The organism is Stenotrophomonas sp. YJH_SMC_17, from assembly GCF_059371655.1.
The window spans coordinates 42147-63526 of record NZ_JCAFUU010000004.1; the positions used below are offsets into that span (position 1 = coordinate 42147).

Genomic DNA, 21380 nt, shown 5'->3' on the forward strand with positions numbered 1-21380 from the left:
CCCCGGGCACACTGGCAACCACCTTTCCTGGCGCACGCGCCCACAGGATTTACGCATGAACGTCCGCTTCCGCCGTTTCCTTGCCACCACCACCCTGGCCGTGGCCTGCGCCGCCGCCGGTAGCGCCTGGGCAGGCGCCCGCGACGACCTCAAGACCTTCACCAGTGGCCTGAAGGGCCTGGATGGCCAGTTCAGCCAGCAGGTGTTCGACAGCCGCGGCAAGGTGAAGGAATCGACCAGTGGCCGCGTGGCGCTGTCGGCGCCGCGTCTGTTCCGCTGGGAATACGTGCGCCCGCACGAACAGCTGATCGTGGCCGATGGCAAGAAGGTCTGGATGTACGAGCCAGACCTGGAGCAGGCGACCGTGCGCGAGCAGGGCAAGGAAGAGCAGAACAGCCCGCTGACTGCACTGATCAACCCGGCGTTGCTGGAGCAGCAGTACGACGTGAGCGAAGAGGCCGCACAGCGCGATGGCCTGCAGTGGCTGTCGCTGTCGCCGAAGCGCGAGACCGAAGCCAGCTTCCAGTACGCCGCGCTGGGCTTCAACGCCCAGGGCCTGGCCAAGATGGAGATCACCGACGCCGTGGGCCAGCGCACCGTGATCAGCTTCAGCGGCTGGAAGCGCAACCCGGGCTTCGCGGCCGGCACCTTCAGCTTCACTCCGCCGAAGGGCACCGACGTCATCGGCAACTGATGCGGGACGCCGGGCTTGGCCCGGCGCTACCGTTGGGCGGCGCGGTACAATGAGCAGGTGGCAAGACATCGTTCAACTTCCTTCCCTGGCCCCGATCTGCTGAGCGTCGATCGGGACCACCTGCGTCCGCTGGCCGAGCGCATGCGTCCGCGCACCCTCGACGAAATGGTCGGGCAGAAGCGCCTGCTGGCGCCGGATAGCGCGCTGCGTCGCGCGGTCGAATCCGGTCGCGTGCATTCGATGATCCTGTGGGGGCCGCCCGGCTGCGGCAAGACCACGCTGGCGCTGCTGCTGGCCGAGTACTCCGACGCTGAATTCCGTGCCATCTCCGCGGTGCTGTCCGGGTTGCCGGAAGTGCGCCAAGTGCTGGCCGAGGCGGCGCAGCGCTTCGCCGAAGGCCGTCGCACCGTGCTGTTCGTGGACGAGGTGCATCGCTTCAACAAGGCGCAGCAGGATGCGTTCCTGCCGCACATTGAACGCGGCACCATCCTGTTCGTTGGCGCCACTACTGAAAATCCATCGTTCGAACTGAACTCGGCGCTGCTGTCGCGTTGTCGCGTGCATGTGCTGGAAGCGGTCTCGCCGACCGATATCGTCGAGGCGTTGCAGCGTGCACTGGGTGACCGCGAGCGGGGCCTGGGCGACGAGGACATCGAGGTCGCGCCAGAGCTGTTGCTGGAAATCGCTACCGCCGCCGATGGTGACGTGCGGCGTGCGCTGACCCTGCTGGAAATCGCCGCCGAGCTGGCAGGCGGGGAGGGCGGGCGCATCACGCCGGAGACCCTGACCCAGGTGCTGGCCGACCGCACCCGCCGTTTCGATAAGGGCGGCGAGCAGTTCTATGACCAGATCTCGGCGCTGCACAAGTCGGTACGCAGCTCCAATCCTGATGCCGCGCTGTACTGGCTGACCCGCATGCTCGATGGCGGTTGCGATCCGTCCTATCTGGCGCGCCGGTTGACCCGCATGGCGATCGAGGATATCGGCCTGGCCGATCCGCGCGCGCAGAGCATGGCGCTGGAAGCCTGGGACATCTACGAAAGGTTGGGCAGCCCGGAAGGCGAACTCGCCTTCGCCCAGCTTGTGCTGTACCTGGCCAGCACCGCGAAGTCGAACGCAGGCTATGCGGCGTTCAACCAGGCCAAGGCCGATGTACGCGAAAGTGGCACCGAAGAAGTGCCGCTGCACCTGCGCAATGCGCCGACCAAGCTGATGAAGGAGCTTGGCTACGGTGCCGAGTACCAGTACGACCACGATGCAGAGGGTGGCATCGCGCTGGATCAGACCGGCTTCCCGGATGCGATGGGCGAGCGGGTGTACTACAACCCGGTGCCGCGCGGTCTGGAAATCAAGCTGAAGGAAAAGCTGGATCGGTTGCGCGCCGAGCGCGAGGCTGCGCGGGCCGCGAAGGGGCGCTGACCAGGCTTCTGTAGGGTCGAGCTGTGCTCGACTCCGCTCCTGCATGGGCGTGCAGGTACCTCTTTGAGCAGCAGCCGAGCATGGCTCGGTTCCACATTGTCCCCGGCGCCGGTCTTTGGCACACTGCGCGGCTTCTCTTTTCAAGGATCGATGCCGTGCAGGAAATGATTCTGCCGTTGAAGCGCTATGCCCAGTTCGAAGGCCGCGCCAACCGCCGCGAGTACTGGATGTACCAGCTGTTCCTGTTCCTGGTCGCAACCGCGGTGATGCTGCTCGCGGGTGTGCTGGCCATCTTGCTGCGCAACAACGCTGATGCACTGGCGGGCATCCTGATCGGCATGATGGTGCTGCTCGGCGTGATGTGGCTGGCCACGATCGTGCCGCTGATCGCGGTGACCGTGCGCCGCCTGCACGACTGCAACCAGTCGGGCTGGCTGTACCTGCTGGCATTGGTGCCAGGCGGTGGCATCGTGATCCTGATCTTCGCGCTGCTGCCGGGCACGCCGCAGGAGAACGCTTACGGTCCGGTGCCTACGGGGCCGTGATGATGCATGAGTCGAGCATGGCTCGACGCTATAGCGGCAAAGAAATGAAGCCGGCATTTTGCCGGCTTCATCTTTACTTGATGGTGCAATCACCGAAGGACAGGTAATCGGTGCCCGAGCTGAACTGCAGCGTGCAACTGGCGGTGAAGATGGCACCTTCTTCCAGGGCGCCCAGCTTGGCGGCCTGCTGCTCATCGGAGGTGGTCAGCCGGGCCAGGACATTGCCCTGGTCATCGCCGGCCTCAATGAGCGGTTCGCCCGCCAGGTTGCTGGAAACGCCCAGCGCCACCGCGGTGAAGGTCACCGTCTGGTTGAGTTCTTCCATGCTCAGGGTCGAATTGCCGGCCTCTTCAAAGGCCTGGTAGAGCGAGGGCAGATCCTGCGCGGCGTGCGCGGCCAGCGGTGCAAGCAGGCTGAGGGTAAGGGCGATCAGTGCGGTGTGCTTCAAGGGGGTCTCACAATCATGGGATCCGATCCCATGGCGGTCGTGGCGCGATGAACGCGCCCGGCCGGCGGCAACGTCTCCGCCGTCCATGGCTGCGCTGGAAGTGGGGCGATCCAATGCCCCGGTGGCCGGCAAAATAGGGGAATTGCCGCCTCTGGTGCAACTGGCCGTGCGCGCGCGTGATACATAGTGTGACGTTTGTTCGATGTGATAATCATTCGCGTTTAAGGTAGACTGCGGTCCCTTGTGAACCGGCGGCCGTGGGCCGCTCCTGCCGCCGCTGATGAAGCATTTCGTCCCGCTTTCGTGCCGTGGTCCGCTGGCCCGCGGCCTGGCCGCCTTGATGATGGGTCTGCTCCTGGCCACCCCGTACGCCCATGCGCAGCAGCGCAATCCGCTGCAGAAGATCGGCCACACCGTGCTCGACGAGCCTGCGGCCAGCTATCGCTTCGAGCAGTTCGTGGTGGACAGCCCCGACCAGCAACGCCGCTGGCGGGTGAATGTGGCGATCCCGGCCAAGGCCGGCAAGACGCCGCTGCCGGTGCTGTACGCGCTGGATGGCAATGCCGTGGCGATGGTGCTGGACCAGCCGATCCTGGCCGAGCTGGCCGCGCGCAAGGCGCCGCCGGTGCTGGTGCTGATCGGCTACGACAACGATCTGCGCATCGATTCGAAGGCGCGCACCCGTGACTACACCGCGTGGATCGACCGCGCCGACGATGAGAGCGGCAGCACGCAGGCAGTCGGCGGCGGTGCAGCGGCCTTCCTCGATGTGATCGAGCGCCGCATCAAGCCGGAAGTTGAGCGCCGCGCACGCATCGATGCGCAGCAGCAAGCGCTGTGGGGCCACTCGCTGGGCGGCCTGTTCGTGCTCAATGCGCTGTACACCCGTGCTGCCGCGTTCCAGTGCTATCTGGCCGCCAGCCCGTCGCTGTGGTGGAGCCAGGGCGCTGCGCTGGGCGACCCGGAGCAGCAGTTCGTGCAGAACGTGCATGGCCAGCCGGCGAAGCTGTGGCTGATGCTCGGCGGTGCCGAGCGCGTTGGTGATCGCGGCAAGCGCGACATGAACAATCCGCGCGTGGTCGCGCACCTGCGCCGCATTGGCGGTGCCACGCCGGATGCAGCCATGCAGTTGTCCGAGCGGCTGGCCAGGGTGCCGGGACTGAGCGTGCAGTACCGCGAGTTCGAGGGGCTGGGCCACGGCCCGATGCTGCCGGCCTCGTTCCACGCGGCGCTGCACGAACTGTACGGCGTGACCGATCGCAGTGCCGCCGACGGCGCCGCCAATGGCGGTGACAGCACCGCCGAATGAATCGCCTCGCACGCAATGCCGTGCGACCCCACTACCCAGGCGAGGCTGCCGACGTGCAGCGGCCCAGGCAACCGATGAATCCCGCGCCACGTGGCGCGGCCTACGTGTGCAAGGAGCCTTCCATGTCGTTCCGTCCGTCTTTCCGTCTCACCTCTCTCGCCGCCGGCCTGTTGCTGGCGGTGACCGCCACCGCACAACCGGTGTTCGACCAACCGGCCAACGCCACCTTCAAGGGCGAAGTCGTCTCACGCGGTGAGAACGTGGTTCCGGGCAGCACCGCCGACGTGGTCGGCCGTGGCTTCGTGCCAGGCCAGAAGGTCAGCCTGCTGCGTGGCGACAGCGTGCTCAACGCGCAGCCGGTGGTGGTCGACGCCGATGGCAATTTCAAGACCCAGCTGAGCATTCCGACCGACGCGGTGCCGGGCACCCACCCGGTGGTGGTGCGCGCGAGCCAGCCGGCCGCGGCCACGGTGCTGAAGCTGCGTGTATCGCCGCAGCTGCCGCTGTCCGGCCAGGCGCAGTTCACCACCCAGTCCAACAAGCTGGTGCCGGGCCTGTACCAGTCCGCCTACAGCGCGGCCAGCAATGCCGTGTTCGTCACCTCGGCCGTTGGCCGCCCGCCGGTGACCCAGTCGCAGCTGCTGAAGCTGGACCCGAAGACCCTGAAGGTAACCAAGGCGATCACCCCGGCGCAGGTGCCGGGCAGCACCAACGGTGCGGTGTACGCGGTCTACGGTGTGGGCGTGGATGACACCAATGGCAATGTGTGGGTGACCAATACCCGCCAGAATTCGATTGCGGTCTATCGCCAGAAGGACCTGTCGCTGGTCCACCAGTTCCCGGTCGATGCCGTGCCGCATGCGCGCGACGTGGTGGTGGACGGCACCCACGGCAAGGTGTTCGCCTCCGCCACGGGTGAGGATCACCTGTCGGTGTTCGACGCGAAGACCTTCAAGGAACTGCCGCAGGTGACGCTGGAATCCGGCGTGGATGACTGCAAGTTCACCCCGATGAGCCTGGTGCTGGATGAGAAGGGCGGCAAGCTGTTCACCGTCAGTATCGGCAGCCCGGAAGCGGCGGTGATCGATGTGGCCAGCGGCAAGGTCGAGAAGGTCATCGACCTGGGTAATTCGATCAGCGCCTCCGGCGTGGCCTTCGATGCGGCGCGCAACCGCCTGTACGTGGCCTCGCAGGGCACCGACAATCTGCTGATCGTCGACGTGGCCGCCGGCAAGGTGCTGCACGACGTGCCGGTGGGCGCCGGTGCGCTGAACGTCGCTTTCGATGATGCCTCCGGCCTGGCCTATGTCAGCAACCGCGGCGCAGGCACCGTCACCGTCGTGAATGGCGACGGCAAGGTGGTTGCCAACCTCGATGGCGGCACGCTGCCGAACCATGTCCGCGCCGATGGCAAGGGCAACGTGTTCGCGGTGAACAAGTCGCGCGGTGCCGAAGACCCCAAGGGTGACCGCATCACCCGCATCACCCCGAAGCAGTAAGTCACCCGGCGGGGCGGCGTGCACGTCGCCCTGCCAGCAAGGAGAACCTCCATGAACATCGCGTCCCGTCTGCGCCTGTGTGCGCTTCCGCTGGCTGTTTCGCTGGCGCTGGCTGCCTGTGGCGGACCCTCGGTGCCTTCGGATGCTGCGAAGCCTGCCGGGCCCTCGGCCGCAGCGTCGGCTGCGGAAACCGTGTTACCGGCAGGCTGGCAGCGCGTGGCCGGTGCCAGCCTGCCGGCGGTGTACGACCAGAAGGTCGTGCTGCCAGCCAAGGTGCATTCCGATGATGGCGCCGACGTCGAAGTGGCCGACACCCGCCGGATCATTGCCGGTGGCGACGATGTCATCGCGGTGATCGAGGCGCTGGGCCTGGGCAAGCAGGTGTTCGCTGCGCCGACCAACACCACTACCCAGGCCGGCCTCGCCGCGCCGCACCAGTTCCTGTTCAACCGCACCACGGGTGTGGAAGGCGTGCTGAGCCTGAAGGGCTCGCTGTTCCTCGGCAACAGCCTGCGTCGGCATACCGAACTGGCAAAGAAGCTGCGCGAAGTGGGCGAGCCGGCCGTGGTCATCGATGACCTGCAGCCGGCACCGGAGAAGGTGCGCAAGGTGGCCGCCGCACTTGGGCTGGCCGAGGCAGGGCAGGCGCTGGCCACCCAGGTGCAGCGTCAGCTGGACGAGGCTGCAGCGATTGGCAAGAGCCTGGACCATGCGCCACGCGTGATCCACGTTTCGGCAACGGGTGCCGGTGGCTCGCCGACCGTTGCCGGTGCCGACAGCGCGTCGGCGCAGCTGATCGCACTGGCCGGCGGCGTCAACATCGGCACCGAGGCCGGGGTGAAGAACTACTCGCAGCTGAGCAATGAGGGCGTGGTTGCGGCCGCACCGGAGGTCATCCTGGTGACCGAGCATGACCTGCAGCTGTTCGGCGGTGCCGAGGGCCTGTGGAAGGCGTACCCGACGCTGAAGCAGACCCCGGCCGGGCAGGCCGACCGGGTCTGGGTGATGCCGGATGTGCAGCTGAAGTACACCAGTGTCGGTTCCGGTGCTGGGGCGCTTGCGCTGGCCAAGGCCCTGGCGGCGTTGCCGAAGGCATGAGTCCGGCGGATCGGCGCCGCCGTCGCGGTCGGGCGATGTTGCTGGTGGCGTTGCTGGCACTGCTGGGTGCGGTGCTGGCCTCGTTCGCCGTGGGCCCGCTGCGGCTGCCGCCGCTGGAGGTGGTGCAGGCGCTGGCGGTGAAGCTGGGTCTGCTGGATCCGCAGGCAGTCAGCAGCCGCGACCTGGCCGTGGTCTGGCAGTTGCGTATTCCGCGCGCCCTGCTGGGCGCGATGGTGGGCGCGTCGTTGGCGATGGCCGGCGCCAGCCTGCAGGGCTTGTTCGGCAACCCGCTGGCGGATCCGGGCATCGTGGGTGTCAGCCAGGGCGCTGCGCTCGGGGCGGTGGCCGCCATCGTGCTTGGCGCTGCGGGTGCGGCGGGCTGGCTGGTGCCTGTCGCGGCGTTCGCCGGCGGTGCGCTGGCGATCGGGCTGACGTATGCGTTGGCCCGGCCCGGCAAGGGCGCGGGCAACGCCACGCTGCTGCTGGTCGGCATTGCGATGGCGGCGTTCTGCTCGGCGCTGATCGGGTTCCTTACTTACATCGCCAGCGAAAGCGAACTGCAATCGCTGGTGTTCTGGCAGATGGGCTCGCTGGCACGCGCCAACTGGGCCGACGTGGCGGCGGTGGTGCCGTTGTTTGCGATTGGCGTGGTCGCGCTGCAGCGGCTGGCCACGCCGCTGGACATGCTGGCGCTGGGCGAACGCCAGGCGCAGCACCTCGGGCTGGATGTCACCCGCACGCGCCGTCGCCTGGTGGCGTTCAGCGCGCTGCTGGTGGGTGCGGCGGTGGCATTCGCTGGGTCGATCAGTTTCGTGGGCCTGGTGGTGCCGCACGTGGCGCGCCTGCTGGTTGGGCCTGGCCATCGCTGGCTGCTGCCGTTGTCCGGCCTGCTCGGTGCGCTGCTGATCGTGGTGGCAGATACTGCTGCCCGCACGCTGGATCCGCCGGCGGAGATTCCGCTGGGCCTGTTCTCGGCCGCGCTGGGTGCGCCGTTCTTCCTCTGGCTGGTGCTGCAGCAGCGCCGCAAGGCGGCGCCATGAGCGTGCTGTTGACGTTGCACGAGGTAGTGGTTCGCCGCCAGCAGCGCGAGATCCTGCATGGCATCTCGCTGGCGTTCGAGCCGGGTACGGTGACCGCGCTGGTTGGCCCGAATGGTGCAGGCAAATCCACTTTGCTGGCGGTTGCGGCCGGAGACCTGCGCGCTGATGCGGGGCAGGTAAGCCTGCTGGGCAAGCCGCTCGCCAACTACAAGGCGGGACCGCTGGCACGCGAGCGCGCGGTGATGCCACAGGAGCACGGCGTACGCTTTGCCTTCAGCGTGGAAGAAGTGGTGGCGATGGGACGGTTGCCGCATCCGCCGGATCCGGTGGTGGATGACACCCAGGTGGCAGCGGCAATCGATGCCGCCGAGCTGCAGGCGCTGCGCCTGCGCGAGGTGCAGCAGCTCTCCGGTGGCGAATCGGCCCGAACCACGTTCGCGCGCGTACTGGCACAGGACACGCCGCTGCTGCTGCTCGACGAGCCGACGGCCGCGCTGGATCTTCGCCACCAGGAGCGCACGCTGCGCAGTGTGCGTGCCTGTGCCGAAGCCGGTGCCTGCGTGATCGTGGTGCTGCACGACCTGAATCTGGCCGCAGGCTATGCCGACCGCATCGTGCTGCTGGAACAGGGCAGGGTGGCGGCCGATGGCACGCCGTTGCAGGTGCTGACCGAAGAGAACCTGCAGCGGGTCTACCAGCAGGATGTAGTGGTGCTGGAGCATCCGCGCCGTGGCGTGCCGCTGGTGGTGGTCACGTGACCGTGTGAGGGCGTCGCGCTGAATCAGGCCATGAGCGCGATGTACGTGACTCTGCAGGTGAGCCTGGAAGACCGCGAAGCCCGGCGCGGCGGGGTCAAGCGCAGGATCGCGTTCACCCGTCCGTGCACCTTCCGCACCACGCTCCCCAGTGCGGTGGCGATGCAGACTGCCCCTGGGGAGGGCTGGGCGCCGGACAGCTGTGCCATCGGCTCGGAAGCATCCGCCCTGGGCATTCTGATCTTGTCCGCGCGGGTGCGCTTGATTGCATCCACGAAGCAGACCCGTTTATGCCCGGAGCGTCTACGCGTGGCCGCCCGCTCGATGTTCTCCGCTTCGCCCACCTCACTGCCGTCCTGTCGGACCGCGCGCTGAAATGTGACTGGCCGCAGTTCGGTGCGGGTTGTCAGCGGCGTTTCCATGCGGAACTCCGGACAAGGCGCTGCTGGCCGCGGCATCAGGCCGCTCAATGGCGCAGCGGCAGCGGATCCCGTATGCTCCGCCGGGACCAGGGGGCAAGCACAATGAAAGGGATTTCGTGGGTGGTCGCGGCAGCGCTCGCGACGGTGCTGGGTGGGTGCGCGACGCTGAAGGCACGACCGGATGTTCCACTGGCCGCGGACGAGGGCTACGTGGTGATGTCGGTGAACTGCGCCACCAGCAATATCCGGCTGATCACGATTCTTGCCAGCGGCACGCGGTCGACGTCGCCGTTGGCTGACCTGCGCGGCGAATTCGAGTTCGGCTGCAGGGCCGGTCTGGCCGCCATCCGCGCCAAGGCCGGGCGCCACTATGTAGGCTACCTGACCGAACACGGTTATGGATACGTCGGGGCGGTGCCCGAAGACGAAGCGCTGACGCTCGACGTGCACGCAGGCGAGACGACCTACATCGGTGAGGTTGTGGTCTCTGGACTGTTCGACCGCCTGCACTCAAGGCCGACCTGGATCTCGGTACGCGATCGCGAGGCGGAGTCGTTACGGCTGTTGCAGCAGACGCAGCCCTGGCTGCTGGAACGCCATCCGTTCCATGCCCGGCTGGCGACACCAGCGCCGGGCGCGCCGAGCGCCGAAATGCTCGCGGAGCAGTTCCGCAGCTGCACGCCGGCGTGCGACAGCATCCTGGCCCTACCGCTGTTCATCCGCTGAGCCGGAGGTTTCCAATGAAGTGGATCTGCATGCTCGCTCTACTTGCGCTCCCGGCATCGGTGAGTGCCGGCATCGAGAACATCAAGCCGACCGCCAAGCTGGGTGCCGACGAGGGCATCCTGGTCGCCACCACCGCGTGTGCGGGATGGACCCGGTTCGTACAGCTGTACCGGCCGGGCACGCCCTCCACGGGCGCACTGGGCCTGTACCGCTTCAGCAGCGTGACCACCTGCGAGCCGGGCATCAAGACACGGCGGGTCAAGGCCGGTCGCTACTACATCGGCTGGATTGCCGTGGGCCAGACGGGGCTGGCTGTGCCCGAAGCCGAGGCCTACAGCTTCACCATCGAGCCCGGCAAGTTGAACTACATCGGCCAGATCCGGGTGGGCATGCACCCGGAACTGGAACTGGAACGGCATCCGCGCAGCGGCACACCGGCCGACATGATCCAGGTCACGGACAGGGAGGCCGAGGCCCGCGCAATGGTGGCGGCGGAATACCCGTGGCTGTTGGAGAAGTTCCCGTTCGTGCGCGCGCTTGCAGTTGCGGCAAACAAGAAAGTTGAGACGGGTAACGGGATAGCATTGCCGCAGGAAGCCCAGCCAACGCCATGAGGCTGTTGCGCGCCCCCCTTCCATCAGAGATCAGCTGCCGGGGAACTGGGACTACATGCAACATCCAGAGAAGTACTCGTGATCTCAACGTTCAAGCTTGCCGGTCTTTGGTTGGGTCTCGGAGCTGTGGATCATCCGGGCACTTGTTGACTGATAGGTCGCGCCATCCGGTCGCTGTATCATTCGGCGCCAATTACATTCAATGGACTGATTCAATGTTGCCCTCCGCTTTAGGTCTTTCACGGACGTTGCTGTTCGCATCGGCCGTTTTTTCCGCATTTGCCGCCAATGCAGCGTCGACTTCTCAGGTTTCGCTGACCGACGCGGCCGAGAACGCCTCGCTGATCGAGACCCGGCATTCCAATGGCGACGGTGCGGCTGTGACGTCGATGAAGACGCAGTACTTCGCCAACGAGGAAATGTCGGTGCGTTGGGACGACCAGCAGGTGCTGGTGCTGTGCAGTGAAGCGGCGTACCTGCAGATTCCCGCCGCCAAGCTCAAGGCCGGAGCGTTGACCACCGAGCAGCGGCAGATGATCGTCTATCAGGCGCTGATGTCCGGCTTGGGGGCTGTCGCGGGCGTTGTAGGACCGGCTGGGGAGAGGGTGACCGTGGCTGATGATGGTAGCGAGACCCGCAGCGTTGGCGAGAACAGCTGGGCGTATGGTGTTGAGCGATACGAGGTGATCACCCAGCGGCTGCCGGACGGTGCGCTTCGGGTCCGGACCCGCAAGACGGAAACCGTGAATACCACGCCGCCGGCAGGCCCTGACGACATGTTCAGCACCGAGGACGACCAGGCGGCACGCTTGTCCGAACTGGCGCCGGTGGGCAGCTGGACCGAAGTGGTGGTCCACGGTGGCGCGCGGCAGCCGCATGTGGATCCGGCCATGTCGCTGAAGGGCTGGATCTCGATGGGCGATGACCAGGCTGCGACGGTGGCCGAGGCGCGCAAGCTGCACGGCTGCAAATAAGGGCTGAGAGGGGCCAGATCCGTTTGCCAGAGGCAAAGGGATCTGATCCCGATCTTTGCTGGTCTCATCGTTCTATTTATGTGTGCAATATTTACTTGCGCGCCAGATTGGCAGGTCTAGAATGCGCCCCATGAACCGGATGCCGCTCCTGAAGTTTTTCACCCTGACCCGCGCAAGCGCGGAACGGGCGTGTCTGCCTGGAGCCCCACGAGGCCGTTGAAACGGCCATCGCTGGACCTTCGACAGAGCGCCCCCCGGGGCGCTCTTTTCGTTTCTGCTTTCCCGGAAGTCGACTAACAGTCGACTCTACCCAGTCGACTCTACCCAGCACTGCAAAGGAGAACGTGCCATGCACCAGATCGCCGAGACCGAACGCTAGCCGCGCACCCTGTCGCCAACCGGGGTGCGCGGCCCCCGAAGTTGGCTTTGCAGGAATCCTTTCATGAACACTCAAGTCCTTTCCCGCCGTCGCAACCTTGGCATCATCGCCCACATCGACGCCGGCAAGACCACGCTGACCGAACGCCTGCTGTGGAAAAGCGGCGAGATCCATCGTGTCGGCGAAGTACACGACGGCAACGCAACCACCGACTTCTCGGCGATCGAGCGCGAACGTGGCATCACCATCGGCGCGGCCGCCGTGCAGGCGCAGTGGGCGCCGCGCGACCTGCCGCCGCATCGGCTGACCCTGATCGATACGCCCGGCCACATCGACTTCGCCATTGAAGTCGAGCGTTCGCTGCGCGTGCTCGACGGCGCCGTGGCCGTGTTCTCAGCGGTGGACGGTGTGCAGCCCCAGTCGGAGACCGTGTGGCGCCAGGCGCGCCGCCATCGCGTGCCGTTGATCGCCTTCGTCAACAAGATGGACCGCGTCGGCGCGTCGTTCGAGCGCGTGCTGGAGCAGTTGCAGGACAAACTGCAGGCGCGGTCGTGGGCGCTGGGCGTACCGCTGGGCAGCGAAAGCACGTTCAACGGCTGGGTCGATCTGGTCGATGAGCGGGTGCTGCACTGGCAGGACGGTGCTGCGACCGCAATCACGCCCTGGGACGACACGCTGCGCGCGGCGTGGCAGTCGCGACGCGATGCGTTGGTCGAAGCCGTGGCCGACCACGATGATCTTCTGGCCGATGCCTGGCTGGAGGGGCGCGTGATCGATGCCGAGCAGCTGCGTGCGGCGATCCGCCGGGCGACGCTGGCGGGTGCGGGCGTGCCCGTGCTGGCTGGTGCCGCGTTCAAGGACAAGGGCATCGAGACGCTGCTGGATGCCGTGGTCGATTACCTGCCGTCGCCGTTGGACCGGCCTGCCGTGACCGCTGAAAGCGAGCGCGGCGAGGTGGTGCTGCCGCCGGATCCGGACGGTCCGCTGGCCGGCCTGCTGTTCAAGATCACTCATCAGCAGCACGGCGCTCTCAGCTTCGTGCGGCTGTACTCGGGCACCTTGACGGTGGGCGATGCCGTGGCCAGCTCGCAGCATCCGCAGGGCCGGCGTGTCAGCCGGCTGGTGAGGGTGCAGGCCGACCAGACCCACGACATCGAGCAGGCCGTGGCCGGCGACATCGTGGCGGTGCTGGGCTGGAAGGATGCGGTCAGCGGTGAAACGCTGAGCGGCCGTGTGCAGCCGCTGCGCCTGGAGAACATCCAGGCACAGGCGCCGGTACTGGCCTGGCGGCTGGAGCCGGCGCGTGCGGTTGACCTGATCCGGATGGCGCAGGGGCTGGCCAGCCTGGCCCAGGAAGATCCCTCGTTCCGCGTGGAAACCGACCGCGACACGGCGGAGACCCTGGTCTGGGGCATGGGCGAGCTGCACCTGGAGGTGATGGTCGAGCGCCTGCGCAGCGAGTGGAAGGTCGACGTGGGCGTGGGTGCGCCGCGCGTCGCCTACCAGGAGACGCCGATGCGTGCGATGACCGGTGTGGTCGGGCGGCTGGTCAAGCAGACCGGCGGCCAGGGCCAGTTCGCGCACGTGGTGCTGGATGTATCGCCCCGCGAGGACGACCAGGTGGTGTTCAACGACCGCATCGTTGGTGGCGTGGTGCCGCGCAGCTTCATCGCCGCGGTGGAGAAGGGCGTACGTGCTGCGCTGTCGGAAGGGCCGCAGGGTCATCCGGTCGTCGGTATCGAGGTCAGCCTGGTCGATGGCCAGACCCATGCCAAGGACTCTTCGGAGATGGCGTTCCATCGAGCAGGCGCCGAGGCGATCAAGGCGGCGCTGGCCGAAGGTGGCACGCAGCTGCTGGAGCCGGTGATGGCGGTGACGGTGCATTCGCCGTCGGCATCGGTGGGGGACGTCGTTGGCGACCTCAACCGCCGCCACGGCCGCATCACCCGCATCGACGACCAGGAAGGTCGCGCCGAGGTCAGTGGCTTCGCACCGCTGGCGCAGCTGGTGGGTTACACGACCTCGCTGCGTTCGCTCAGCCAGGGACGGGCCAGCAGCGAAGCGCACCTGCATGGGTACGAGCCGGTGCGGGTTGCATGAGGAAGGCAGGGGGAGCTCGTTCGCGGGCTCCCCTTTTCTGTGAGCGTTGAGGGCGTTCCGTATCCACGCATGCCGCAGATCCAGCGGGCCTCGTTGCGCGTGGCGTGGAACGAGGCGTGTACATCCGCGTGATGCAGCATCCATGGGTCGCTCGGGTTGCCGGCGCTTCAGTCGATCCACGCCATGCGTGGATGTAGTTGCACTGCACCGCAACAAAACTGCAGAAAAAGCTGGATTAAAGTGATGCCTCACGATAAATTGCGCACCCCCCGTTGCTTGCCGCCGCCCGCACCCCTCTCATGCGTGATGACAAAGACCCCGGAACCCTGGAGCTGACCCTGCCGCGAAAGCGCGGTCGTCCGCCCAAGTTCGGGTACGCCATGAGTGATGCGCAGCGGGCCGCACGCTACCGCGCGCGCCGGGCGGGGCAGGCCAACCACGCCGATGTGCGCTCCTGTTCGGACATGGTGCTGCTGGACAAGATCCGCGCGGCGATCAGTGCCCGCGACACTGAACTGGCCGGGTTCCTGGTCCACGTGCTCTGGCAGCGGTACCCCCTGCAGCTCAAATAGGACATCGATGGGGTGGCCGTTGTCATCGAGCTTGTTGATAATGCGGGATTCAGGTTGTTCCCGCTGGCGCGCCCGGGATGGCAGGCGCGCATGATCGAACGGTTCCCAAGATGACCACCACCAGCGACACCACCACCGAAGCGGCGCCGAGCAACGCCCCCCTGTTCTACACCCGTCCGGTGCCGCTGCAGGCCGATGTGCACGCCGACCTGCGCATCCTGCCGGGCAGGCTCGAGTTTGCCGCGGGCAACAACGCCATTCCGCTGGTGCTCGGCGAGTTCTCGCTGGCGCTGCACCACTTCCCGATCCTGTTTGCTGGCCCGACCGCAGTGCCGATGGCCGCCGTTGGTGTTTCCGACCAGAACCTGTTCATCAAGGACGGCCTGTGGGAAGACGAGGCCTATATTCCGGCCTATCTGCGTCGCCACCCCTTCATCTTCATCGACACCGGTGCGGACAACGACTTCCTGCTGGGCATCGACGAAGAGAGTTCGCGCGTGGTCAAGGGCGGTGACGAAGGCCAGCCGCTGTTCGTAGACGGCAAGGCCACCGACATGGTGCAGCAGGCGCTGGAGTTCTGCGGCCAGTACACCCGCGAGCATGAACAGACCCAGGCCTTCTCCAAGGCCCTGATCGACAACGACCTGCTGGTCGAGCGCAATGCCACCGTGCGTACTCCGGATGGCCGCGAGTTCAACCTCAATGGCTTCCAGGTCGTCGACGTCGAGAAGTTCGTCGCGCTGCCTGAAGCGACCGTGGTCGAGTGGCACCGCAGCGGCTGGCTGGCCCTGATCCACCAGCACCTGATGTCGCTGGGTCGCTTCAACGACCTGACCCGTCGCCAGGTCGAGCGCCTGGCGGCCTGATCAGGCCAGTGGCATGGCTTCCGCAGTGCGGGAGCTGTGCCACTGCTGCAGTACCTGCAGCAATCGCCGCGCATCGGCCCAGTCAGGCGCGGCCTCCTGGCCGAGCTCCCACAGGTCGGCCGCGGTGTCGGCCTGCGCGACCGCTCCGCACATCTGCAGCGCGCCCTGCAGGCGATGCGTGTGGTGGCAGAGCGCGGTGGCATCAGTGTCTTCCAGGGCCTGTTCAATCCGCATCAGTTCGTGGCCGATGTCTTCCCGGTAGGCCGGATCCCAGCCGGCAGGGGCGGCGGGCTGGACGGCAATACCGTCCTTCGGCAGGTCCAGTGCCAGCAGCAGATCGGCAACCTTCAACGGCTTGGCCAGGCTGGCATCGAAGCCGGCCTTTCGGGAGCGCATCGTGTGTCGGCGCCCCTTCCTGGCTGACAACGCAATCAGTCGCAATGGCTGTTGTGCCTGGCGGCGCAGTTGCGCAGCCAGCGCGTAGCCATCCATATCCTGCAGTCCGATGTCCAGCAGCACCACGCTGCGCGGCCGTTTGGCCTGTTCGGCGAGAGCGCTGGCGGCGTCGGCAAGCGCGTGCACCTCGGCGCCCAGCCGGCGCAGCTGCTCGCTGATGATGTGGCGGTTGAGTGCGTGGTCCTCGACCAGCAGCAGGTCGAGTCCGGCCAGTGGCGTGTCGTTATCGAGCGTGTAGGTGGGAGCTTCGTTCCTGCTGACAGCCTGCACCGGCAGGCGCAGCGTGAAGCGGCTGCCACGCCCTTGCACGCTGTGCACGGACAGGTTGCCGCCCATCGCCCGGCTGAGGTCATGCGCGATCATCAGACCCAGTCCGCTGCCGCCTCGCGCCTGCCCACCTTCACCCTGTTCGAACGGCCGGAACAGAAGGGCCAGTTGCCTGGCTGGAATTCCGATGCCACTGTCGATCACATCCAGCAGCAGTTCCTGCGGATCGTTGGCCGGTGTCAGTTTCAGGCGCAGCTCGATGCATCCGATATCGGTGAACTTCAGCGCGTTGCCGAGCAGGTTGTCGACGATCTGCCGCACTCCCTCCCGGTCAAGCGCAACGGCGGGGACAGGGACGGGCTCGAACGCGAAGCGAAGAGCCAGCCCTTTCTGTTGGGCCTGCGGCCGCAGGGCATCCAGGGACCGGCGGCAGAGCAGGGCAACGTCGCACGGTTGCGCATGGGGCCTGTAGGTTCCGCTGGCCAGCCGTGAAAATTCCAGCGACCGATTGAGCAGGCTGCGCAGCGCCTGCCCGGCCGCACGTGCGGCCGCGAGCAGTTCACGCTGTCCCTTGGGCGACGGAGACTGGCCGAGCAGGTCGATCGAGGCCAGCATCGTCTGCGCGGCATTGCGCATCTCGTGGCTGATCATGCCGACCGCGCGCGCCTGGTTTCGACCCTTGCGGTCCCGGTGGCCTCGCACCGCGTGCCACAGCAGGGGGATGCCGGCGAGCGCGGCAAGCAGGGTCAGCAGCCAGGGCGAAGAGGGCGCGCGCATCCAGTCCAACGCACGCTCGATGGTCGCGGGCACCGCCTGCTGGGCCCACACCTGAAGCAGACTGGCGTGTTCTTCCAGTGTGATGTCGCGCATGGCCTTTTCGATCCGCAGCAGCAGTTGCCGGTCTTCGCTGCGCGTGAGCAGGTGCAGGTCGGTGGAGAATTCGCTGTCAAACCGCTGAAGCTGCAGTTGCCCGCGGAAGTGATACCGGATCAGGGGTCGCAACGTCGTTTCCAGGCCGATTGCGACATCCGCGATGCCGTTTTCGACGGCCGCCAGCGTCGCATGCCGGTCGTCCAGGCGCAGCAGTTGGATGTGGGGATGGTGCAGGGCAAGCCAGTCGGCGTAGGGGCCACCTTCGACGACGGCCAGCACCCGCGCTCCCAGTTCCCGGACGTCGCGTGGCAGGGGCTGTCCGGCGCGTCCGGCCAGCATGGTTCTTCCTCCGGGGAACGCGGCCGATTCCAACAGCCCTGGGCAAGGACGTGGTTGCTGGCGGGAACCGCCCATCACCAGTACCAGGTCGGCCTTGTGCTGGCACACTGCGGTCACCGAGGCGCTGCCGCTGGGATAGGCCTGTTCCAGGAAACGCAGCCGCGCGTGTCGTTCCACAAGGCTGGCATAGCCGTGGGCAAGGCTTGGCATGGGTGCCGAATCGGCGAGGGTGGCGGGCATCTGGCGCAGGGCAGGGGCCGTGGCCACCCGGACCTCGCGTCCCGGTTCCCAGTGCTGGGTTGATGCGTCCTCCGCCGACGCCACTGGCAACAGAAGAAGCGCCAGCAACAGGGCCGGCATGTGCAATCGCAGTCGACTGGCCGTTCTCACATCGCCCCCAGCTGTCGTCGCATGGCGTAGATTTCGACGTCGGTGCGCAGCCCGAGCTTGCGCAGTGCGGCGGTCTTCTGGGTGCTGACCGTCTTGATGCTGCGATGGCGCCGCTGCGCGATCTCCGAAACGGTCAGGCCCGCCAGCACCAGGTCCAGTACCTCCCGTTCGTTGCGACTGAGTTGCTGGCAGCCGTCCGGCAGGGTGAAGTCCGGTGGCAGGCGCGTCAGGCCCTGGGATATGCGGACGATGGCGTCCGACAGCATGGCCAGGGGCTCGGCCTTGCTGACGATGCCGCTGATGCCGCTTTCAATCAGCTGGCTGATGTGCGTGGTGGGTGAGAGCGTGGCGAACGCCAGCAGCGGAATACAGGCAAAGCGGTCGCGCAGCAGCTGTACCAGCTCGGCGGCGCTCCGGTCACCGCGGGCCAGGCTGAGATCGATGATCGCGACATCCACTGGCGTCCTCTGCAGGTTGCAGATGAATTCGTCGCTGCCGGCATGGCTGGCGACGATGCTGAAGCGGGGATCGCGGGACAGGTGCAGGGCGGTGCCGCGGCGAACGACTTCATGGTCGTCCAGGAGCGCCAGCCGCAGCCGGCGCGGTGCAGGGAGTCCATTCATGCGCGGGGAGGTGATCGGCGCCCATGGGGCGTGGTGACCATTCTGGCGCTGCTCTTGGGTGGAGCAGCGAATTTGTCTGATTTTTACGATTATTCCTAGAATCAATCACGGAACACGACGGCGTATCGCACAGGAAGCGCGCCATCTCGTTGGTACCGGACCAGCTAGGATCGGCGTACAGCGGCTTCCCCTGCGCAGTGGCGTGCAGGACTGCATGGGTGGCACCACGTTCGGCGAAGGCCGCCTTCACGAGCGCGTGCTCCAGGTCGTGGCTCATCTTTCTGATCCTACCCATTTAAACCTTTGCGGCAATCCCGGCATCGGATCTGCAGGGAGCACCACGGACGAAAGGGGGGAGCAACTTCCATGATCGGCTACTACTTCAAGCTGGCCCTGCACAACGCCGGCCGCAACAAGCTCATTACCGCGCTTATGGTTCTGGCGGTGGCCGTGGGGATCGGTGCCAGCATGACCACGCTGACCGTCACGCATCTGCTTTCCGGCGACCCGCTGCCCGGGAAGAGCGGCCGGATCTTCTACCCGCAGGTCGATGTCGACCCGGGCTCCAAGGGGCGCGAGCCGCACGACGTCCTGGACTACCGGACGGCCCATGACCTCTGGTCAGCCGGGCAGGCCGACCGGCAGACCCTGGTCGTGGTCAATCCGGTGAAGCTGCGCGCGGATCACGCGGGGTCGGTGCCCCTGATGGGGTCCTCGATCTCGACCACGGCCGATTTCTTCGCGATGTTCGACGTGCCGTTCCGGTTCGGTCGAGCATGGACGGCCGACGATGACCAGCGCCGGGGGCGTGTTGCGGTCATTTCCGCACGTTTGAACGAGCGCCTGTTCGACGGCCGCGACAGCGTCGGGCAGACCCTGCGGATCAAGGATACCCCTGTACGGATCATCGGCGTACTGGACCCTTGGCGCCCCTCGCCGCTGTTCTACAAGATCCGGGGAGGGCGCTTCTCCGGCGGAGAAACGTCGAGTTTCTACGCCGTTGCCGATGACATCTTCCTGCCGATGTCCACCAGCCTGGACATCAATGAAGGCGACTTCCAGCCTTTCACCTGCTGGGCGGTGCCAGACAACCCCGGCGTGCTGCAGAACGCGCCCTGCGTGGCAGTCGGCGTATGGGTGGAACTGGGAACCCCGGAAAAGGTGGCGTCGTACGGTCGCTATCTGTCCAACTATGCGGCCGAACAGCAGCGCCTGGGTCGGATCCGGCATGCGGACAACACGCGACTGCGCTCGCTCATGGAGTGGCTGGACTTCAATCAAGTGGTGCCCAGCGATGTGAAGGTTCAGGCGGTGCTGTCGTTCGCGTTCCTGCTGGTGTGCTTGGCCAACGTCGTCGGGCTGCTGCTGGCCCGGTTCATGCGGCATGGCGGGGAAATCGGTCTGCGGCGTGCGCTCGGTGCCAGTCGACGTTCGGTGTTCACGCAATGCTTGGTGGAGGCCGGCGTGATCTGTGTGGCCGGCGGCATCGGCGGATTGCTGCTCACCGTTCTGGGCCTGTGGGTAATCCGCTCCCAGCCGGTGCCCTATGCCGATCTGATCCATCTGGACGTCACCATGTTCATGGCCACCTTCGGCCTTTCCCTGCTGGCGAGCCTGCTGGCTGGCGCGATTCCTGCCTATCGCGCCAGCTCGATCCAGCCTGTGGCACAACTCAAGTTGCTGTAACGGAGAGCACGATGCAAACAGGACTGATCATCGCCGCGCTGCGCAGGCACCGATTGGCCACGCTGCTGATAACGATGGAGATTGCACTGGCCTGTGCCGTGCTCTGCAATGCCTTCTTCATGCTTGTGGAGAAGGGCCAGGCCCTGAAAATGAACAGCGGCGTTGCCGAATCCTCTTTGGGCGTGGTGCAGCTCTCCGGGTTCGATGCCGAACGGGCCAGTGACCTCAATGCGCGGGTGACCGATGCGTTGCGTGCGATTCCCGGCGTCACCTCCGTGGGCATCATCAGCGCCGTTCCGTTCGGCGAGCCCGGGGTGAGGGCAGGTGTCAATACAGACGAAGCCAACAGAGAGTTCGGCGGCGTCCTGGACTTCTACCTGGCCGATGCTGCAGCCATCAAGGCGCTGGAACCCACGGTGCTGGCCGGACGACTGCCGGACGCCAACGAGTACGCGCCGGTGGATCAATACGTGCCTGCCAATGCCCCGATCCTGGTGACGCGGCAGCTGGCAGAGCGCTACTGGCCGGGTGAAACGGCTGTGGGAAAAAACCTCTGGTCGATGGGCAGCCGCTTCACCGTCATCGGCGTAGTCGAGCACCTGGTGGTGTCGCAGCCGGGTGGGGGAGAGGCGCTGGGCAATGACTGGTCGGTGCTGATGCCGGCCAGGCCCGGTCCTCAGCTGGCGGGTCGCTATCTGGTACGGGCATCGCCGCAGGACCTGCCGCGCGTGTTTGGCACCCTGCAGCAGGCCATCGCCGCCGTGGCGCCGGATGTGGTATTCGACCAGATGGCCAGCCGGACATTGCCCGAGCTGCGCGCCGACTATTTCCAGAGTGCCAGATTGATGATGGCGTTGCTGACCGGTGTCATCTTCGCGCTGCTGGGTGCAACCGCGCTCGGCATTGTTGGCTTGGCCAGCTATTGGGTGGAGCAACGGCGCAAGCAGATCGGCATCCGTCGCGCGCTCGGCGCGACCCGTACCGACATCCTGCGCTACTTCCAGCTGGAGAACTTCCTGATCGTGAGTCTCGGCATCGGAATTGGCCTGCTGCTGGCCTATGGGCTCAACCTCGGGCTGATGCGCTTCTACGAGCTGCCGCGGCTGCCGTTGATCTATCTGCCGGTCAGTGCGGCGTTGCTGTGGCTGCTGGGGCAGGGCGCAGTACTGGCGCCGGCGCTGAAGGCATCCGCAATTCCTCCCATGCAGGCAATCAGGTCCATCTAGATCGATGGTCCGCGCGCGCCAGTTCGAATGGATGTCTGCCGATCAGCAGAAGCGGCAACG

The 21380-nt window shown here is 66.4% G+C and carries 20 protein-coding genes; 17 read left to right on the top strand and 3 right to left on the bottom strand.

Features of this window, described 5'->3' with window-relative positions:
- Nucleotides 1-55: 55 nt before the first annotated feature.
- From lolA to AC5P8Z_RS12885, 3 genes are all read left to right on the top strand, one after another.
- On the top strand, nucleotides 56-694 hold the full coding sequence (gene lolA, locus AC5P8Z_RS12875) for an outer membrane lipoprotein periplasmic chaperone LolA (RefSeq protein ID WP_295569148.1): 639 nt from the start codon (nucleotides 56-58) through the stop codon (nucleotides 692-694).
- 141 nt (nucleotides 695-835) lie between these two features.
- Nucleotides 836-2113, top strand: a complete 1278-nt coding sequence (locus tag AC5P8Z_RS12880; RefSeq protein WP_286071931.1) for a replication-associated recombination protein A — start codon at nucleotides 836-838, stop codon at nucleotides 2111-2113.
- Nucleotides 2114-2268: 155 nt separating this feature from the next.
- The gene (locus AC5P8Z_RS12885; RefSeq protein WP_286071932.1) at nucleotides 2269-2658 is read left to right on the top strand and encodes a DUF805 domain-containing protein; all 390 of its coding nucleotides are present in this window, start codon (nucleotides 2269-2271) and stop codon (nucleotides 2656-2658) included.
- A gap of 73 nt (nucleotides 2659-2731) precedes the next feature.
- Here the strand turns inward: AC5P8Z_RS12885 and AC5P8Z_RS12890 are convergent, their stop codons facing one another.
- The gene (locus AC5P8Z_RS12890; RefSeq protein WP_286071933.1) at nucleotides 2732-3106 is read right to left on the bottom strand and encodes a hypothetical protein; all 375 of its coding nucleotides are present in this window, start codon (nucleotides 3104-3106) and stop codon (nucleotides 2732-2734) included.
- Nucleotides 3107-3386: 280 nt separating this feature from the next.
- On the opposite strand from AC5P8Z_RS12890, the gene AC5P8Z_RS12895 reads away from it, so the two are divergent.
- From AC5P8Z_RS12895 to AC5P8Z_RS12950, 12 genes are all read left to right on the top strand, one after another.
- Nucleotides 3387-4415 carry an alpha/beta hydrolase gene (locus AC5P8Z_RS12895; protein WP_495229192.1) on the top strand — a complete coding sequence of 343 codons (1029 nt, stop codon included), beginning with the start codon at nucleotides 3387-3389 and terminating at the stop codon, nucleotides 4413-4415.
- A 122-nt stretch (nucleotides 4416-4537) separates the two neighbouring features.
- Complete coding sequence (locus tag AC5P8Z_RS12900) at nucleotides 4538-5914, top strand: YncE family protein (protein ID WP_495229193.1); 1377 nt, start codon at nucleotides 4538-4540, stop codon at nucleotides 5912-5914.
- A gap of 51 nt (nucleotides 5915-5965) precedes the next feature.
- Nucleotides 5966-7012: a heme/hemin ABC transporter substrate-binding protein gene (locus AC5P8Z_RS12905; RefSeq protein ID WP_495229194.1), complete on the top strand. Its 1047-nt coding sequence runs from the start codon at nucleotides 5966-5968 to the stop codon at nucleotides 7010-7012.
- A complete protein-coding gene (locus tag AC5P8Z_RS12910; protein ID WP_286071937.1) occupies nucleotides 7009-8052 on the top strand; it encodes a FecCD family ABC transporter permease in 1044 nt (347 codons plus the stop codon). Before AC5P8Z_RS12905 ends, AC5P8Z_RS12910 begins: the two co-directional genes overlap by 4 nt.
- A complete protein-coding gene (locus AC5P8Z_RS12915; RefSeq protein ID WP_495229195.1) occupies nucleotides 8049-8810 on the top strand; it encodes a heme ABC transporter ATP-binding protein in 762 nt (253 codons plus the stop codon). The genes AC5P8Z_RS12910 and AC5P8Z_RS12915 overlap by 4 nt, the downstream gene beginning before the upstream one ends.
- 30 nt (nucleotides 8811-8840) lie before the next feature.
- Entirely contained in the window at nucleotides 8841-9182 is a 342-nt protein-coding gene (locus AC5P8Z_RS12920; RefSeq protein WP_495229196.1) for a hypothetical protein, read from the top strand.
- A 149-nt stretch (nucleotides 9183-9331) separates the two neighbouring features.
- Entirely contained in the window at nucleotides 9332-9955 is a 624-nt protein-coding gene (locus AC5P8Z_RS12925) for a hypothetical protein (RefSeq protein WP_495229197.1), read from the top strand.
- 29 nt (nucleotides 9956-9984) lie between these two features.
- Nucleotides 9985-10569, top strand: a complete 585-nt coding sequence (locus AC5P8Z_RS12930) for a hypothetical protein (protein ID WP_495229198.1) — start codon at nucleotides 9985-9987, stop codon at nucleotides 10567-10569.
- Between the two features lie 215 nt (nucleotides 10570-10784).
- Nucleotides 10785-11543 (top strand): hypothetical protein, encoded by a 759-nt coding sequence (locus AC5P8Z_RS12935; protein ID WP_495229199.1) that lies wholly within the window; start codon nucleotides 10785-10787, stop codon nucleotides 11541-11543.
- 442 nt (nucleotides 11544-11985) lie between these two features.
- The gene (gene fusA / locus AC5P8Z_RS12940; protein ID WP_495229200.1) at nucleotides 11986-14022 is read left to right on the top strand and encodes an elongation factor G; all 2037 of its coding nucleotides are present in this window, start codon (nucleotides 11986-11988) and stop codon (nucleotides 14020-14022) included.
- Between the two features lie 299 nt (nucleotides 14023-14321).
- The gene (locus tag AC5P8Z_RS12945; protein ID WP_065198604.1) at nucleotides 14322-14594 is read left to right on the top strand and encodes a hypothetical protein; all 273 of its coding nucleotides are present in this window, start codon (nucleotides 14322-14324) and stop codon (nucleotides 14592-14594) included.
- A gap of 110 nt (nucleotides 14595-14704) precedes the next feature.
- A complete protein-coding gene (locus AC5P8Z_RS12950) occupies nucleotides 14705-15460 on the top strand; it encodes a SapC family protein (RefSeq protein ID WP_495229201.1) in 756 nt (251 codons plus the stop codon).
- Here AC5P8Z_RS12950 and AC5P8Z_RS12955 read toward each other — a convergent pair whose 3' ends face one another.
- Together AC5P8Z_RS12955 and AC5P8Z_RS12960 are read right to left on the bottom strand one after the other, a co-directional pair.
- Nucleotides 15461-17755: an ATP-binding protein gene (locus tag AC5P8Z_RS12955; protein WP_495229202.1), complete on the bottom strand. Its 2295-nt coding sequence runs from the start codon at nucleotides 17753-17755 to the stop codon at nucleotides 15461-15463. It abuts the gene before it with no gap.
- 26 nt (nucleotides 17756-17781) lie between these two features.
- A complete protein-coding gene (locus AC5P8Z_RS12960) occupies nucleotides 17782-18408 on the bottom strand; it encodes a LuxR C-terminal-related transcriptional regulator (protein ID WP_295569125.1) in 627 nt (208 codons plus the stop codon).
- Between the two features lie 366 nt (nucleotides 18409-18774).
- Here AC5P8Z_RS12960 and AC5P8Z_RS12965 point away from each other — a divergent pair, with 366 nt between their 5' ends.
- Together AC5P8Z_RS12965 and AC5P8Z_RS12970 are read left to right on the top strand one after the other, a co-directional pair.
- A complete protein-coding gene (locus AC5P8Z_RS12965; protein WP_495229203.1) occupies nucleotides 18775-20094 on the top strand; it encodes an ABC transporter permease in 1320 nt (439 codons plus the stop codon).
- 11 nt (nucleotides 20095-20105) lie between these two features.
- Complete coding sequence (locus AC5P8Z_RS12970) at nucleotides 20106-21320, top strand: ABC transporter permease (RefSeq protein WP_495229204.1); 1215 nt, start codon at nucleotides 20106-20108, stop codon at nucleotides 21318-21320.
- Nucleotides 21321-21380 lie beyond the last annotated feature (60 nt).

Coding starts and splice junctions, on each gene's coding strand:
- lolA (WP_295569148.1), top strand. CDS start 56: ATGAACGTCCGCTTCCGCCGTTTCCTTGCCACCACCACCCTGGCCGTG.
- AC5P8Z_RS12880 (WP_286071931.1), top strand. CDS start 836: ATGCGTCCGCGCACCCTCGACGAAATGGTCGGGCAGAAGCGCCTGCTG.
- AC5P8Z_RS12895 (WP_495229192.1), top strand. CDS start 3,387: ATGAAGCATTTCGTCCCGCTTTCGTGCCGTGGTCCGCTGGCCCGCGGC.
- AC5P8Z_RS12900 (WP_495229193.1), top strand. CDS start 4,538: ATGTCGTTCCGTCCGTCTTTCCGTCTCACCTCTCTCGCCGCCGGCCTG.
- AC5P8Z_RS12905 (WP_495229194.1), top strand. CDS start 5,966: ATGAACATCGCGTCCCGTCTGCGCCTGTGTGCGCTTCCGCTGGCTGTT.
- AC5P8Z_RS12910 (WP_286071937.1), top strand. CDS start 7,009: ATGAGTCCGGCGGATCGGCGCCGCCGTCGCGGTCGGGCGATGTTGCTG.
- AC5P8Z_RS12915 (WP_495229195.1), top strand. CDS start 8,049: ATGAGCGTGCTGTTGACGTTGCACGAGGTAGTGGTTCGCCGCCAGCAG.
- AC5P8Z_RS12920 (WP_495229196.1), top strand. CDS start 8,841: ATGAGCGCGATGTACGTGACTCTGCAGGTGAGCCTGGAAGACCGCGAA.
- AC5P8Z_RS12925 (WP_495229197.1), top strand. CDS start 9,332: ATGAAAGGGATTTCGTGGGTGGTCGCGGCAGCGCTCGCGACGGTGCTG.
- AC5P8Z_RS12930 (WP_495229198.1), top strand. CDS start 9,985: ATGCTCGCTCTACTTGCGCTCCCGGCATCGGTGAGTGCCGGCATCGAG.
- AC5P8Z_RS12935 (WP_495229199.1), top strand. CDS start 10,785: ATGTTGCCCTCCGCTTTAGGTCTTTCACGGACGTTGCTGTTCGCATCG.
- fusA (WP_495229200.1), top strand. CDS start 11,986: ATGAACACTCAAGTCCTTTCCCGCCGTCGCAACCTTGGCATCATCGCC.
- AC5P8Z_RS12945 (WP_065198604.1), top strand. CDS start 14,322: ATGCGTGATGACAAAGACCCCGGAACCCTGGAGCTGACCCTGCCGCGA.
- AC5P8Z_RS12950 (WP_495229201.1), top strand. CDS start 14,705: ATGACCACCACCAGCGACACCACCACCGAAGCGGCGCCGAGCAACGCC.
- AC5P8Z_RS12955 (WP_495229202.1), bottom strand. CDS start 17,755: ATGCCGGCCCTGTTGCTGGCGCTTCTTCTGTTGCCAGTGGCGTCGGCG.
- AC5P8Z_RS12960 (WP_295569125.1), bottom strand. CDS start 18,408: ATGAATGGACTCCCTGCACCGCGCCGGCTGCGGCTGGCGCTCCTGGAC.
- AC5P8Z_RS12965 (WP_495229203.1), top strand. CDS start 18,775: ATGATCGGCTACTACTTCAAGCTGGCCCTGCACAACGCCGGCCGCAAC.
- AC5P8Z_RS12970 (WP_495229204.1), top strand. CDS start 20,106: ATGCAAACAGGACTGATCATCGCCGCGCTGCGCAGGCACCGATTGGCC.